15 protein-coding genes are annotated in these 14549 nt (G+C 58.6%); 6 read left to right on the top strand and 9 right to left on the bottom strand.

Translation table 11 applies throughout. From position 1 onward, the window contains the following. Window positions 1–189: 189 nt before the first annotated feature. From HNR03_RS10760 to HNR03_RS10750, 3 genes are all read right to left on the bottom strand, one after another. Window positions 190–945, bottom strand: coding sequence for a DeoR/GlpR family transcriptional regulator (locus HNR03_RS10760; protein WP_208669689.1), 756 nt, complete (start codon window positions 943–945; stop codon window positions 190–192). Window positions 946–1040: 95 nt separating this feature from the next. After that, complete coding sequence (gene glpK / locus HNR03_RS10755) at window positions 1041–2546, bottom strand: glycerol kinase GlpK (protein ID WP_259153369.1); 1506 nt, start codon at window positions 2544–2546, stop codon at window positions 1041–1043. A gap of 75 nt (window positions 2547–2621) precedes the next feature. Beyond that, a complete protein-coding gene (locus HNR03_RS10750; RefSeq protein WP_090180680.1) occupies window positions 2622–3473 on the bottom strand; it encodes an MIP/aquaporin family protein in 852 nt (283 codons plus the stop codon). Window positions 3474–3845: 372 nt separating this feature from the next. Between HNR03_RS10750 and ybaK the strand changes: the two genes are divergently transcribed. After that, entirely contained in the window at window positions 3846–4316 is a 471-nt protein-coding gene (ybaK, locus tag HNR03_RS10745; RefSeq protein WP_222588260.1) for a Cys-tRNA(Pro) deacylase, read from the top strand. Window positions 4317–4406: 90 nt separating this feature from the next. Beyond that, window positions 4407–5189 carry a PhzF family phenazine biosynthesis protein gene (locus tag HNR03_RS10740; RefSeq protein WP_259153368.1) on the top strand — a complete coding sequence of 261 codons (783 nt, stop codon included), beginning with the start codon at window positions 4407–4409 and terminating at the stop codon, window positions 5187–5189. Between the two features lie 114 nt (window positions 5190–5303). Here HNR03_RS10740 and HNR03_RS10735 read toward each other — a convergent pair whose 3' ends face one another. Both HNR03_RS10735 and argF read right to left on the bottom strand, forming a co-directional pair. Continuing rightward, window positions 5304–6413: an ABC transporter ATP-binding protein gene (locus HNR03_RS10735; protein WP_259153367.1), complete on the bottom strand. Its 1110-nt coding sequence runs from the start codon at window positions 6411–6413 to the stop codon at window positions 5304–5306. After that, complete coding sequence (gene argF, locus HNR03_RS10730) at window positions 6410–7330, bottom strand: ornithine carbamoyltransferase (RefSeq protein WP_222588257.1); 921 nt, start codon at window positions 7328–7330, stop codon at window positions 6410–6412. Before argF ends, HNR03_RS10735 begins: the two co-directional genes overlap by 4 nt. Window positions 7331–7734: 404 nt before the next feature. On the opposite strand from argF, the gene HNR03_RS10725 reads away from it, so the two are divergent. The 3 genes from HNR03_RS10725 (at window position 7735) to grxD (ending at window position 10710) form a co-directional block, all read left to right on the top strand. Beyond that, on the top strand, window positions 7735–8028 hold the full coding sequence (locus HNR03_RS10725; protein ID WP_222588256.1) for a hypothetical protein: 294 nt from the start codon (window positions 7735–7737) through the stop codon (window positions 8026–8028). A gap of 134 nt (window positions 8029–8162) precedes the next feature. After that, window positions 8163–10271, top strand: a complete 2109-nt coding sequence (locus tag HNR03_RS10720; protein WP_259153366.1) for a molybdopterin oxidoreductase family protein — start codon at window positions 8163–8165, stop codon at window positions 10269–10271. A 97-nt stretch (window positions 10272–10368) separates the two neighbouring features. Next, entirely contained in the window at window positions 10369–10710 is a 342-nt protein-coding gene (grxD, locus tag HNR03_RS10715; protein WP_090180701.1) for a Grx4 family monothiol glutaredoxin, read from the top strand. A 78-nt stretch (window positions 10711–10788) separates the two neighbouring features. Here the strand turns inward: grxD and bfr are convergent, their stop codons facing one another. Both bfr and HNR03_RS10705 read right to left on the bottom strand, forming a co-directional pair. Further along, window positions 10789–11265, bottom strand: coding sequence for a bacterioferritin (gene bfr, locus HNR03_RS10710; protein ID WP_259153365.1), 477 nt, complete (start codon window positions 11263–11265; stop codon window positions 10789–10791). Window positions 11266–11465: 200 nt separating this feature from the next. Continuing rightward, the gene (locus HNR03_RS10705) at window positions 11466–11684 is read right to left on the bottom strand and encodes a bacterioferritin-associated ferredoxin (RefSeq protein ID WP_090180756.1); all 219 of its coding nucleotides are present in this window, start codon (window positions 11682–11684) and stop codon (window positions 11466–11468) included. Between the two features lie 314 nt (window positions 11685–11998). Between HNR03_RS10705 and HNR03_RS10700 the strand changes: the two genes are divergently transcribed. Continuing rightward, on the top strand, window positions 11999–12601 hold the full coding sequence (locus HNR03_RS10700; protein ID WP_222588254.1) for a peroxiredoxin: 603 nt from the start codon (window positions 11999–12001) through the stop codon (window positions 12599–12601). Window positions 12602–12674: 73 nt separating this feature from the next. Here the strand turns inward: HNR03_RS10700 and rnt are convergent, their stop codons facing one another. Both rnt and pyrC read right to left on the bottom strand, forming a co-directional pair. Then, the gene (rnt, locus tag HNR03_RS10695) at window positions 12675–13352 is read right to left on the bottom strand and encodes a ribonuclease T (protein ID WP_027922845.1); all 678 of its coding nucleotides are present in this window, start codon (window positions 13350–13352) and stop codon (window positions 12675–12677) included. Continuing rightward, window positions 13349–14395 (bottom strand): dihydroorotase, encoded by a 1047-nt coding sequence (gene pyrC, locus HNR03_RS10690; protein WP_090180762.1) that lies wholly within the window; start codon window positions 14393–14395, stop codon window positions 13349–13351. Before pyrC ends, rnt begins: the two co-directional genes overlap by 4 nt. Window positions 14396–14549 lie beyond the last annotated feature (154 nt).

Raw genomic sequence — 14549 nt, 5'->3', positions numbered from 1 at the left:
TGAAAATACTGATCGAAGGGGCGTCAAAGGAAAATTTCCGAACATTTGTGTGCGCGAAAGGGCGCTAGAGGTGTGTCGCGCAGGTGACCGCCATCGCGAGCAAGCCCGCTCCCACAGGGGTTGCGCTGAACCTGTGGGAGCGGACTTGCCCGCGATGGCGTCGGTATGAGCGACGAGGATCTGAAGGGGTTAAACGACTTCCAGCCGAATCTTGTGCTGACTCAGCAACTGCGCCAGGGCTGGCGATGGTGGCTGATCGGTCACCAGGCAATCGATCAAGCTGATCGGCCCCAGGCGAATCATTGCGTTGCGCCCGAATTTGCTGGAGTCCGCGGCCAGAATGACCTGACGCGCATTGGCGATGATCGCCTGCGACACCCGCACTTCCTGATAATCGAAATCCAGCAGGCTGCCGTCTTCATCGATACCGCTGATGCCGACCAGCGCAAAGTCGACCTTGAACTGATTGATGAAATCGACACTCGCCTGACCGACGACACCACCGTCGCGCCGCACATTGCCGCCAGTGAGCAAGACGTCGAAGTCGTCCTTGGCGCTGAGCATCGAGGCGACGTGCAGGTTGTTGGTGATGATTTTCAGATGATTGTGATTGAGCAGCGCCCGGGCAATCGACTCGGTGGTGGTGCCGATGTTGATGAACAGCGAGGCGTGATCCGGGATCTGGGCCGCAATGGCTTCACCAATACGCTGCTTTTCATCGCGCATTTGATCGGCGCGCATGGCGTAGGCGGTGTTTTCGACACTGGAATCGTAGGCAGCGCCGCCATGGTAGCGACGCAGCAAATTGGCTTCCGCGAGCTGATTGATATCGCGGCGGATGGTCTGCGGTGTAACGACGAACAACGTAGCCATTTCCTCGATGCTGACGTAGCCGCGTTCACGGACCAGCTCGAGGATCTGTTGCTGACGGGGAGGCAGATTCATGGGGCTTCCTTTGGGCTGCCGTGCAAAATTTGCCCATGATGCCGCACGAATCCGCTCCCTGCCAGTTACATACTGATACGAGTCCTCAGCTTGGCTTATTCAGCACCCTCATGCGGTTCCCAGTCACGGGTGCGGCTGACGGCTTTTTTCCAGCCGGCGTAGAGTTTTTCCTTGGAGGTTTCGTCCAGGGTAGGTTCGAACTCGCGCTCGATGACCGCCTTGCCACGCAACTCGTCCAGGCTGCCCCAGAAGCCGCACGCCAGGCCGGCCAGGTAAGCAGCGCCGAGTGCCGTGGTCTCGCGCATTTGCGGGCGCTCGACTTGCGTGCCGAGGATGTCGGCCTGGAACTGCATCAGGAAGTTATTCGCTACCGCGCCGCCGTCCACGCGCAAGGATTTCAGGCGCTCGCCGGAATCCTGTTGCATGGCGTCCAGCACGTCGCGGGTCTGGTAGGCGATCGATTCCAGCGCTGCGCGAATGATGTGATCCACGCGTACACCGCGGGTCAGGCCGAACAACGCGCCGCGGGCATACGGGTCCCAGTACGGCGCGCCCAGACCGGTAAAGGCCGGCACGAGGTAAACGCCGTTGCTGTCCTTGACCTTGTTGGCGAAGTATTCAGTGTCGTGGGCATCGTTGATGATCTTCAGTTCATCACGCAGCCACTGCACGGTCGAACCACCGTTGAACACGGCGCCTTCGAGCGCGTAAGCCACTTCGCCACGTGGGCCGCAAGCGATGGTGGTCAGCATGCCGTGCTTGGATTTCACGGCCTTGTCGCCGGTGTTCATCAGCAGGAAGCAGCCGGTCCCGTAGGTGTTTTTCGCCTGGCCGGGCTCGACGCACATCTGGCCGAACAGGGCAGCTTGCTGGTCGCCGGCGATACCACCGATGGCGATGCCGCTTTTGGTGTGGCCATAGATTTCGGAGGAGGATTTAACTTCCGGCAGCATTTCGCGCGGAATATCCAGCACCTCCAGCATCTTCGTGTCCCACTCCAGGGTATGGATGTTGAAGAGCATGGTGCGCGAGGCGTTGGTGTAGTCGGTGACGTGCACCTTGCCGCCGGTAAATTTCCAGATCAGCCAGCTGTCGACGGTGCCGAACAGCAGTTCGCCATTGCGCGCACGCTCGCGGCTGCCTTCGACGTTGTCGAGGATCCACTTGAGCTTGGTGCCGGAGAAGTACGGGTCGGTGACCAGGCCTGTGGTGTCGCTGATGTATTGCTCGTGGCCGTCGCGCTTGAGCTGCTGGCAGATCTCGGTGCTGCGGCGGCACTGCCAGACGATCGCGTTGTAGATCGGGCGGCCAGTGGTTTTATCCCAGACCACGGTGGTTTCGCGTTGGTTGGTGATGCCGATGGCGGCAACCTGATCGTGATGCAGGCCGGCTTGAGCCAGGGCCTCGACCATCACGGCGCTTTGGGTGGCGAAGATTTCCATCGGGTCGTGTTCAACCCAGCCGGCTTGCGGATAGTGCTGTACGAACTCACGTTGGGCGGTGCAGACCACGTTCGCGTCGCGGTCGAAAATGATCGCGCGGGAGCTGGTCGTACCCTGATCGAGGGCAATGATGTAGTTCTTATTCTGAGTGTCGGTCATGTCGATTGCCTTGGACGAAAAAAGGGAGAGGGATCAGGCGCGCAATCAATTGGGCAGGATCACGCGCCTACGGTATCAAGAAGTTCTTGGTTTGCCGTCAATGGCCGGTGTTGCGTCCGTTGTAGCAGGGATGGCGCCGGGCAGATGACGGGCAATCAGCCCGCGATAAGCGGCAGCGCCGAGGCAGGCACCGACAATCGGTGCAAAAATCGGAATCAGGAAATACGGAATATCGCGGCCGCCAGTGAGGGAAATTTCACCCCAGCCGGTAAAGAAAGTCATTAGCTTGGGACCAAAATCCCGTGCCGGGTTCATGGCGAAACCGGTCAGCGGGCCCATCGAACTGCCGATCACTGCGATCAGCAGGCCGATCAGCAGCGGTGCCAGCGGGCCCTTTGGCAGACCGTTGTTGTCGTCGGTCAGGGACATGATCACGCCCATCAGGATCGCGGTGATGATCACCTCGACCAGGAACGCCTGCGCCGTAGACAGAGCCGGGTTAGGGAAGGTCGAAAACACCGACGCTAATTCAAGACTGGCCTGGGTGCCACGAACCATATGGTGAGTTTGTTCGAAATCGAAGAAGAGGTTGCTGTACAGCGTATAGACCAAAAAGGCCCCGCAGAACGCGCCGGCAATTTGGGAGAGGATGTAGAACGGCAGTTTGCGCTTTTCGAAATCGGCGAAAATGCTCAGTGCAATGCTGACGGCAGGATTGAGGTGAGCGCCGGAAACGCCGGCAGTCAGGTAAATCGCCATGCTCACGCCGACGCCCCAGATGATGCTGATTTCCCATAAGCCGAAGCTGGCGCCCGCGACCTTGAGCGCGGCAACACAACCGGTGCCAAAAAAGATCAGCAGCGCAGTGCCCAGAAATTCGGCCATGCATTGGCTGGAGAGCGACGGTTGTTGTAAAGCAGTAGTCATTGAAAACCTCGTTTTTTGTTGTTGTCTGGCGCTTCTTTCGTCATGGCCGAAGCGCGTTTTCCTCCGAGGCAGAATCCCCATTCTGTTCTCGGCCTGCTGCGGGTGCTGCTGTAAGACATTTGGTGCAGTATTCAGATTCGAAAAAATATAGACAAGAAACGCTGCTGTCAAAGGTCGAAAGTGAACCATCAGTCATATTTCAACTATTAGTCACGTGAATGATCGCAACGTTCATGTGGTGGACTGAGCGTGGACGAACGGCAAATCATGTGGCCAGCCCTATGAATGAGTGCCGCAATAGAGCCTTTTGCTGAGCGATGGCCTAGAATTCAGCGCAGTATTTTTCTACTGCCGCCCACGTCTGGAGTTGTCATGACCCCCGCATTGGATTTGTTGAAAAAAGTTCGAGCCGAACATCGCGTGCACAGTTACGAACATGATCCGAAGGCTGCGTCCTATGGACTGGAGGCCGCGGAAAAACTGGGATTGGACCCGGCACGGGTGTTCAAGACCTTGCTGGCCGCCAGTGAAAAAGGTGAATTGCTGGTGGCCGTGGTGCCGGTCGTCGGAAGTCTTGATCTCAAGCACCTGGCTCATGCGGCCGGCGTGAAAAAAACTGAAATGGCTGATCCTGCCGCGGCACAACGCGCGACGGGTTACCTGTTGGGCGGCATCAGTCCGCTGGGACAGAAAAAGCGCCTGCGCACCTTCATCGACAACTCGGCGCAGCCCTTCGACAGCATTTTTGTCAGCGCCGGTCGACGCGGGCTGGAAGTCGAGTTGGCGCCAACGGTGCTGGCTGAACATACCCAAGCGAAATTCGCCGACATTGGCCGAGCCTGAGCCGCTGTATGGCGAAAAATTGCCCGCTCTGTCACTGGTACGGATTGTCTGGCAACGACATGCTCGATGGCCGGACATAAGGAGAAGGTCATGCAGCTAGCGTTTCATCAGGTCGACGCGTTCAGCGATCGGCCATTCAGTGGCAACCCGGCGATGGTCTATCGGCTCGAAGCGTGGCTCGCCGATGAGTTGATGCAGAAGATCGCCGCTGAACACAATCTCGCCGAGACTGCCTTCGTGGTGCGCGAAGGGCAGGGCTGGCACATCCGCTGGTTCACTCCGACCACTGAAGTGCCGCTGTGCGGTCATGCGACCCTGGCGAGCGCTTATGTGTTGTTTGAGATCTACAAGGAGCCGGTCGAACGCCTGGACTTCATGTGCAAGTCCGGTCCGTTGAGTGTGAGTCGTGAAGGCGAGCGCTTGTGGCTGGATTTCCCGGCCATCGCGCCGTCAGAAGTGGGTGTGACCCTGGATGTCGAACGCGCCTTGGGCGTCGAAGTGGTCGATGTGTTGGGCTCCAATGAATTGTTCGTGGTGCTGGAGTCCGAGCAAGCTGTGCTCGATTGTCAGCCTGACATGGTCGCCCTGGCCAAACTGCCGTGGCCGGGCGCCATCGTTACTGCTAAGGGCAGTCGGCATGATTTCGTGTCCCGCTACTTTGCTCCGGCGATCGGTATCAACGAAGACCCGGTGACCGGTTCGACCCATTGCAGTCTGATTCCATACTGGTCGAAGCGGTTGGGCAAGACGAGTCTCACCGCCTACCAGTGCTCGAAGCGAGGCGGGGAGCTGTTCTGTCGGCTGGAAGGGGATCGAGTGAAGATTGGCGGGCAGGCAACGCTGGTTGCGAGCGGAACGCTCATTCTCGGTTGACCAAAACTTACTGTGGGAGCGAGCTTGCTCGCGATAGCTGTGGTTCAGTCAACATCTCTGTTGAATGTGAAATTGCTATCGCGAGCAAGCTCGCTCCCACAGGGATTGTGCTGGTCAGCTGGCGGTGCTGTAGCGGCGGACACCGGACTCTACAGTCGGAATCTGCGCGGCCGTGCTGCCGGACGCCTGGAACAACACCAGATGTTCAGCCGCGACACGAATGCCCACTTCTGCCCCGACCAGATGATCGGCGTGGCTGGGGAAAATCGACTCCAATTGCGCGCCGGTCGGCAGCTGCAAACGATAGAGTGTCGATGCACCCTGGAACGACTTGCCGACAATCCGCGCCTTCAATGCGCTGTCCGGCGCATAAACGATGTCGTCCGGGCGCAGCAATACGTCCACCGCGCCGCCCACCGGCCAGGTGTAGGCACGGTTGCCGCGCAACTCGCCCAACTCGGTCTGCACTGACTCCGGGCTGCTCAGCTGGCCGCGGATGAAATATCCCTGCCCGATGAAACTCGCCACATAGGGTGTCAGCGGTTCGTGATACAGGTTGTAGGGCGTGTCCCATTGCTCCAGGCGACCTTCCTTGAAAACCCCGACATGATCGCTGACCGCGAAGGCTTCTTCCTGATCGTGGGTCACCAGAATCGCACTGGTGCCACGGGCCTTGAGAATGTCGCGCACCTCATGGCTGAGCTTGCGTCGCAGTTCGCCATCGAGGTTGGAGAACGGCTCGTCGAGCAGCAACAATTGCGGTTCAGGCGCCAGTGCGCGGGCCAAGGCGACACGCTGCTGCTGACCGCCGGACAACTCGTGCGGGAAGCGTTTGCCAAGGTTTTTCAGGTTGACCAGTTCCAGCAATTCTTCGGTGACCCGTTCCTTTTGCGGATGCTTGCGGATCCCGAAGGCGATGTTCTCGGCCACGCTCAAATGCGGAAACAGCGCGTAGTCCTGGAACACCATGCCAATCCGGCGTTTTTCCGGGGCAAGGGTGAAACCGGGTTTGGACAGGGTCTCGCCCGCCAAGGTGATTTCACCTTCGTGCACCGGTTCGAAACCGGCAATCGCCCGCAGCGTGGTGGTCTTGCCGCAGCCCGAGGAACCGAGCAGGCAACCGATATCGCCGGCATTCAAATGCAGGTTGAGGTTCTGCACAACCCGCTGCTCTTGATAGCCGCAGGCGAGGTTGCGCAGGTTCAGCAGTAATGGATGGCTCATGCGTGATGGTACGAAGGCGGGACGAGAAACTCGAGCAAGGCCTTTTGTGCGTGAAGGCGGTTTTCTGCCTGATCCCAGGCGACCGAACGCTTGTCGTCGAGCAGGTCGAGGCTGATTTCCTCGCCACGGTGAGCCGGCAGGCAGTGCATGAACAGCACGTCTTCGGCGGCCAGGTCGAGCAGGGCGCGGGTGACCTGGTACGGCGCGAACAGCTTCAGGCGTTTGGCGGTTTCTTCTTCCTGGCCCATGGAGGTCCAGACGTCAGTGCTCACCAGGTGCGCGCCGCGCACGGCATCCTGCGGATCGCGGACGATGGTCACGCGATCGCCGGCCTTGGCCAGGAATTGCGCATTGGGTTCAAAACCTTCAGGGCAGGCAACGCGCAACTGGAAGTCGAACTGGATCGCCGCTTCTATATAGCTGTTGCACATGTTGTTGCCATCGCCGATCCAGGCCACGGTCTTGCCCTGGATCGAACCACGGTGCTCGAGGAACGTCTGCATGTCGGCCAGCAACTGGCACGGGTGCAGGTCATCGGACAGGCCGTTGATCAGCGGGACGCGCGAATTGGCGGCGAATTCGGTCAGCGTGCTATGGGAAAACGTGCGGATCATCACCGCATCGAGCATGCTCGACATGACAATGGCGGCGTCACCGATCGGTTCGCCACGGCCCAGCTGGGTGTCGCGCGGCGACAGGAAAATGGCCTGGCCGCCGAGCTGGATCATGCCCGCTTCGAAGGAAATACGGGTGCGGGTCGAGGATTTCTCGAAGATCATCCCCAGGACGCGGTTTTTCAGAGGCTCGAACAGTACGCCGCGGTTACGCAGGTCCTTGAGCTCAACGCCTCGACGGATCACGCTGACCAGCTCTTCGGGCGTGCAATCCATCAGGGAGAGAAAGTGCCTTGCGCTCATCATTGACTACCTTTTTGCAACAGACCGCAGATACTCAAAGCCTTGTTTAACTAAAAAAACGGGCGAGACCTGCGGCGTAAGCCGCACGGGGCGACGAAATAGGGGAAGGCGCGATCTTGACATTAAATGTCGCGTTTTTCCAATAGGCTACGGTGTTCGGGAATTTCAGAGGGGCTACGGGGTGACCGCAGTAGCGCATTTGAAGCCGGTTTCCTGACAGCAGCCCGTTATTTGTACACCGGGCTCGACGGGCTTGGCAATCAAGCGGGGCGGGGATGGCGCTCTTTCGGTCGCTTTTTGACCTGGCATTCGCTCGCTGCCGAGACATGTGTCTGCTCTGAAACATTTGCTAATGCAAGGTGCTGGGTTATAACTAAGTCACGAGCGACGCAGGAAGCATCGGAATGGAATCAAAAGAACAGTTGTTAATGGATTTACTGAGCCTCACGGCCCGCTCACTGACTCACCTCACAGCCTCCATGACGTCGATGTCCTTCGAATTGATGCGCAGTGACGACGAGGTGACCAAGGCTGCCGGTCGACGGATGATCGACCGCATGGCAACCATCAGCACCGGCCTTGATGAGCATTGGCGACTGATCGGCGAGCTCACGGGCGTGCATATCGCCCAGGAACAGATCGAAACCATTCAGGAGATCCAGTTGCAGGCGCCGCCCCCCGGGTTGCCGCCGAACTGATCGTGCGCGGCCATCGGCTGGCCTGATAGCCACCAATTCACGAGACGAACGTCGCTGGCGCAGGCGCGGGGCAGGCGCCATAGTTTTGTTCCCGCGGCCGACATTGCCCGCCCAGAACAAAACAGAGACTGGCCATGACCAAGACTCTCCATCACCGTGCTTGCCACCTGTGTGAAGCCATCTGCGGCCTGACCATCGAGACGTCCGAAATCGACGGCAACGGCGTGCAGATCACCTCGATCAAAGGCGATTCGCTGGACACGTTCAGCCGCGGGCACATCTGCCCCAAAGCGGTTGCCCTGCAAGACATTCAGAATGATCCGGATCGTCTGCGTCAGCCGATGCTGCGGGTCGGCAGCGAGTGGCAGCCCATCGAGTGGGAAGACGCGTTCAACCTGGTTGCCGAACGCCTCTCGGCGATTCAGGAGCGTCACGGGCAGAACGCGGTGGCGGTCTATCAAGGCAACCCCAGCGTACACAACTATGGGTTGATGACCCACAGCAACTACTTCCTGGGACTGCTGAAAACCCGTAACCGGTATTCCGCGACCTCGGTCGATCAGTTGCCTCATCACCTGACCAGCCATTTGATGTATGGCCACGGTTTGCTGTTGCCGATTCCGGACATCGATCACACCGATTTCATGCTGATCCTGGGCGGCAACCCGCTCGCGTCCAACGGCAGCATCATGACCGTGCCGGATGTGGAGAAGCGCCTGAAGGCGATTCAGGCCCGGGGCGGCAAAGTGGTGGTGGTCGATCCACGCCGCAGCGAAACGGCGGCGATTGCCGACCAGCATCTGTTCGTGCGCCCCGGTGGCGATGCGGCGTTGTTGTTCGGCTTGCTCAATACCTTGTTCACCGAAGGCCTGACCCGCGACAGTCATCTGCCGGTGGACGGCCTGGATGAAGTGCGTGAGGCGATTGCAACCTTCACCGCCGAAACCATGAGCCCCCTGTGCGCAGTGCCGGCGGAGCAGATCCGCCAACTGGCCCGGGATTTCGCGGCGGCACCGACAGCGGTCTGTTATGGCCGCATGGGTGTTTCGACCCAGGCCTTCGGCACGCTGTGCCATTGGCTGGTGCAACTGATCAACCTCGTCACCGGCAACCTCGACCGCATCGGTGGTGCACTGTGCACCGAGCCGGCGGTGGATCTGGTGGCTTCGACTTCGGGTGGGCATTTCAATCGATGGCAGAGCCGGGTGTCCGGGCGTCCGGAGTACAGCGGCGAGTTGCCGGTGTCGGCCTTGGCCGAAGAGATGCTTACCGGCGGAGAAGGGCAGGTCCGTGCGCTGATCACCGTGGCCGGCAATCCTGTCCTGTCCACGCCCAACGGCCGGCAATTGGAACAGGCGCTGGACGGGCTGGAGTTCATGGTCAGCGTTGACCTCTACATCAATGAAACCACGCGTTACGCCGACCTGATCCTGCCGTCGACTTCGGCGCTGGAAAACGATCACTACGACACCACGTTCAACATGTTCGCGGTGCGCAACGTGACGCGCTTCAACCGGGCGATCCTGGCCAAACCCGAAGGCGCGTTGCACGACTGGGAGATCTTCGTCGGCCTGGCCAAGGCGTTCGCGGCGAAGACTGGCAAGGAGTTGAAACCGACCATTGCTCCTGCGCAGATGATTGATCATGGCTTGCGGATGGGGCTTTACGGCGATGCCTCGCCACACAAGCTGTCGTTGGCGACGCTGTTCGATCACCCGCATGGCATCGATCTGGGCGCACTGAAATCCAACCTGGCGCCGCGTCTGAAAACCGCCAACCAGCGAGTTCAGGCGGCGCCTGACGTTATTCTTGCCGACCTGGCCCGCTTCGCCGCGCTGCAAGCACCCGCCGCCGACGAATTGCTGATGATTGGCCGTCGCCATGTGCGCAGCAACAATTCCTGGATGCACAACTATCATCGCTTGGTGAAGGGCAAGCCGCGCCATCAATTGTTGATGCACCCCGATGACCTGGCCAGTCGCGGGCTTGGCGACGGGCAGCGCGTACGGGTCTATTCGCGGGTCGGCGTGATCGAAGTTGAAGTGCTCGCCAGCCTGGATATGATGAAAGGCGTGGTCAGTCTTCCTCACGGTTGGGGCCATGCGCGCCCGGGCGTGCAAATGACGATCGCCAGCAGCCAGCCGGGTTCCAGCGCCAACGACCTGACGGACGAGTGCCAGCTTGACGAGTTGTCCGGCAATGCGGCGTTGAACGGCGTTCCGGTGACCGTGGTGGCGGCTTGATTGAGTCTGTCGGGGAGACCGAGCATGGCGCTCGGGTTTCCGTTACAATGCGCCACCGTGCCGACCTCTGAGTCGGAAAGTTCAGCCGAGGTGCTCCATGGATATCATCGAAACGATTAAAGAGCAGATTGCTAACAACACCATTCTGCTTTACATGAAAGGTTCGCCGAATGCCCCGCAGTGTGGCTTCTCCGCAAAAGCCGCGCAGGCCGTGATGGCATGTGGTGAAAAGTTTGCGTACGTGGACATCCTGCAGAACCCGGAAATCCGCGCGAACCTGCCAAAATACGCCAACTGGCCAACCTTCCCGCAATTGTGGGTCGGTGGTGAGCTGGTTGGCGGTAGCGACATCATGACTGAGATGGCTGCTGACGGTTCGCTGCAGAGCACGATCAAGGCCGCTGTTGAAAAAGCAGCTGCTGGCAAGACCGAAGCCTGAGCCCCGGTCATTAAAAAAGCCCCGCCTCTTTAAAAGAGCGCGGGGCTTTTTATTGTCTCGAGTTCAGCGGGCGCTAACTTACTCGTCTTCGCCCATCTGCGATTGCAGGTAGTTCTCAAGACCGACTTTATCGATCAGGCCCAGTTGGGTTTCCAGCCAGTCGATATGTTCTTCTTCGGATTCCAGAATGTCTTCGAGCAGTTCGCGGCTACCGTAGTCGCCAACGGTTTCGCAATGAGCGATAGCGACTTTAAGATCGGCATGGCCGGTGCGTTCGATGCGCAGGTCGCACTCAAGCATTTCCTGGGTGTGTTCACCGATCTGCAGCTTGCCAAGGTCCTGAACGTTCGGCAGGCCCTCGAGGAACAGGATGCGCTTGATCAGCTTGTCCGCGTGCTTCATCTCGTCGATGGATTCGTGGTACTCGTGCTTGCCGAGCTTATTCAGACCCCAATCTTCATACATGCGTGCATGCAGGAAGTATTGATTGATCGCGACCAGTTCATTGGCAAGGATCTTGTTGAGATGCTGGATGACTGTAACGTCGCCTTTCATGATGGGGTCCTGCCCTTTATTAGCTGTCTATAAGGCGGAGTTTGAGCCGCGCAACTAAGGGTGTCAAACCTAAGTAATTGAAACTTATATGAAAATTAATCGGAATAAGAATGTTTGTGTTCCGCGTCTTGCGTGTAAGCGATTGATTTTCAGCCATAAAAAAACCGGACATCAAGTCCGGTTCATTGAAATACGGGGTATCAGGCGGCGGTAAATTCTACTGGATAAGGAATCGCGGCCTGTGCCGATTGCAGTTTGCCCAGCGTTTCGCGAACGACTTCCTTGGCAAGGCAGGCGCATTTGCCGCATTGGCTGGCGACGCCGGTGGCGTTACGGACTTCCTTGTAGCTGCAGCAACCTTCATAGATTGCATCGCGGATTTGACCGTCGGTGACGCCAGTGCAGAGGCAGACATACATAAGTGAAAACCGTCGCTGGTTGAGACTCAATTGCGATGGATCTTAATGTTAACGAGAATGATTGTCAAAGTGCTTTCTGAAAGCTTCGCGTTATAAATCCGCATCACTGACGAACGGTTTCCAATAAGGCCATCGGCCAGTATCCAGGCAAGCGGCAATTTTTCCGTCACCTTGAAAAACCGTTAAGGACAGCTCAAATACGCCGTGTATGATGGTCGGTCCTTGCGAAGCGGGTTGTGTCACAGGGCTGTCGCCTGAGGGTGGCAGGCTGACGCGAACCCAGTTCTTCACGTTAATAGACCAGGAGATATTCAATGAGCGTACTCGTAGGCAAACAAGCCCCTGACTTCACCGTGCCGGCTGTACTGGGCAATGGCGAAATCGTAGACAGCTTCACCCTGTCCTCGGCCATCAAAGGCAAATACGGCCTGGTGTTCTTCTACCCACTGGACTTCACCTTCGTTTGCCCGTCCGAGCTGATCGCTCTGGACAACCGCATGGCTGACTTCAAGGAACGTAACGTTGAAGTGGTCGCGGTGTCGATCGATTCGCACTTCACCCACAACGCCTGGCGCAACACCCCGGTGAACAATGGCGGTATCGGCCAGGTTCGCTACACCATGGCTGCTGACATCAAGCAGGAAATCATGAAGGCTTATGACGTTCAGTCCGCTGACGGCGTAGCTTTCCGTGGTGCGTTCCTGATCGACGACAAAGGCGTTGTCCGCTCGCAGATCATCAACGACCTGCCACTGGGCCGTAACATGGAAGAGCTGATCCGTCTGGTTGACGCACTGCAATTCCACGAAGAGCACGGCGAAGTTTGCCCTGCCAACTGGAAAAAAGGCGACAAGGGCATGAACGCTTCGCCAGAAGGCGTTGCTGCTTACCTGACCGAGCACGCTGCTGCTTTGTAAGCGCGTTTGAGGCATAAAAAAACCGGCCGTTGAGGCCGGTTTTTTTATGGGCGGGATAAACCGGCGACAAGGATCAGTCGTTGAAGTCTTCCCAACCGCCCATTTGTTTCCAGCGATTGACGATGCCGCAGAACAGCTCGGCGGTCTTTTCGGTGTCGTAGCGAGCCGAGTGAGCCTCGCGACCGTCGAAGTCGATGTCGGCTGCCTGACAGGCCTTGGCCAGCACGGTTTGACCGTAAGCCAGACCGGCAAGGGTCGCGGTATCGAAACTGGAGAACGGATGGAACGGGTTGCGTTTCATGTCCAGACGCGCGACAGCGGCGTTCAGGAAACCCAGATCGAAGCTGCTGTTGTGCCCGACCAGAATCGCCCGTTTGCAGCCGTTGGCTTTCAGGGCCTTGCGGATGCCGCGAAAGATATCGGTCAAGGCGGCCTCTTCGCTCACCGCCATGCGCAGCGGGTGATCGAGTTTGATCCCGGTGAATTCCAGCGCGGCCGCTTCGATGTTGGCGCCTTCAAAAGGCTCTACACGAAAGAAATAGGTGTGATCGGGGTACACAAAGCCTTTTTCGTCCATGGCGATGGTGGTTGCAGCAATTTCCAGCAGAGCGTCGGTGGCCGAGTTGAAACCACCGGTCTCTACGTCGACGACGACCGGCAGGTAGCCACGGAATCTGGCAGCCATTGGATGACGAGGACCGCCTCCACCGCCTTGACCGTCCTGTTCGTCGTCGAAATGGTCTTCACTCACGCGTGTTCCTCCAGCAGGCGCCAGCGCAGTTTTTCACCGGCGCGCAGCGGGATGACAGTCAGCTCGCCGAAAGGCAGGCTGGTTGGGGCGGTCCACTCATCGCGGACCAGGGTAATGCGATCGGTGTTCACCGGCAGGCCGTAGAAACGTGGGCCGTTGAGGCTGGCGAACGCTTCGAGCTTGTCCAGCGCGTTGCGCTGTTCGAAGGCTTCGGCGTACATCTCGATGGCGGCATAAGCCGTATAGCAACCGGCACAGCCGCAGGCCGCTTCCTTGGCATGCTGGGCATGAGGCGCCGAGTCGGTGCCGAGGAAGAACTTGTCGCTGCCGCTGGTGGCGGCATCGAGCAGGGCTTCCTGGTGGGTATTGCGCTTGAGGATCGGCAGGCAATAGAAGTGTGGCCGAATCCCGCCCACCAGCATGTGGTTGCGGTTGTACAGCAGGTGATGTGCGGTAATGGTTGCGCCAACATTGGCCGAAGCCTCGTTGACGAACTGCACGGCGTCAGCGGTGGTGATGTGTTCGAACACCACTTTGAGCGTCGGGAAACGCTCGACCACACGACGCATGTGCTCATCGATAAACAGTTTTTCGCGATCGAAAACGTCGACATCGCTACGGGTGACTTCGCCGTGAATCAGCAAGGGCATCCCGACCTCGGCCATGGCCTCGAGTGCAGGGAAGATCTTGTCGATACTGGTGACACCAGAGTCCGAGTTAGTCGTCGCGCCGGCCGGGTACAGCTTGGCGGCGTAAACGAAACCGCTGGCCTTGGCCTCGCGAATTTCCTCGGGTTGGGTACGGTCGGTCAGGTACAGCACCATCAACGGTTCGAAGCGACTGCCAGCCGGGCGTGCAGCGAGAATCCGCTGTCGATAGCCATCGGCTTCAGCGGCGTTACGCACCGGAGGTACCAGGTTGGGCATGATGATGGCGCGGCCAAAGGTGCGCGCAACATCGGCAACGGTATTGGTCAACACGGCACCATCGCGAAGATGGATATGCCAGTCGTCGGGACGCAGCAGGGTCAGGCGGTCGGACATGAGGGGATTCCAGGCGGGTCAAACTGAGGGGAATGCTACCGGAAAAGACTCTTCCAGGCACTCGCTATCAAGTTTTGAAGGAAGCTTCCGATATCCAGTAGTACGCCGTAAACATGCGTGTGTCGGTCTTTTTGTTGTAGAAGCCAGTGGAGCC

Source organism: Pseudomonas sp. JAI111 (genome assembly GCF_024809425.1).
In the GTDB taxonomy this organism is placed as follows: domain Bacteria; phylum Pseudomonadota; class Gammaproteobacteria; order Pseudomonadales; family Pseudomonadaceae; genus Aquipseudomonas.
The sequence above is the reverse complement of the archived record's forward strand: the minus strand, read 5'-3'. Positions and strand labels throughout refer to the sequence as shown.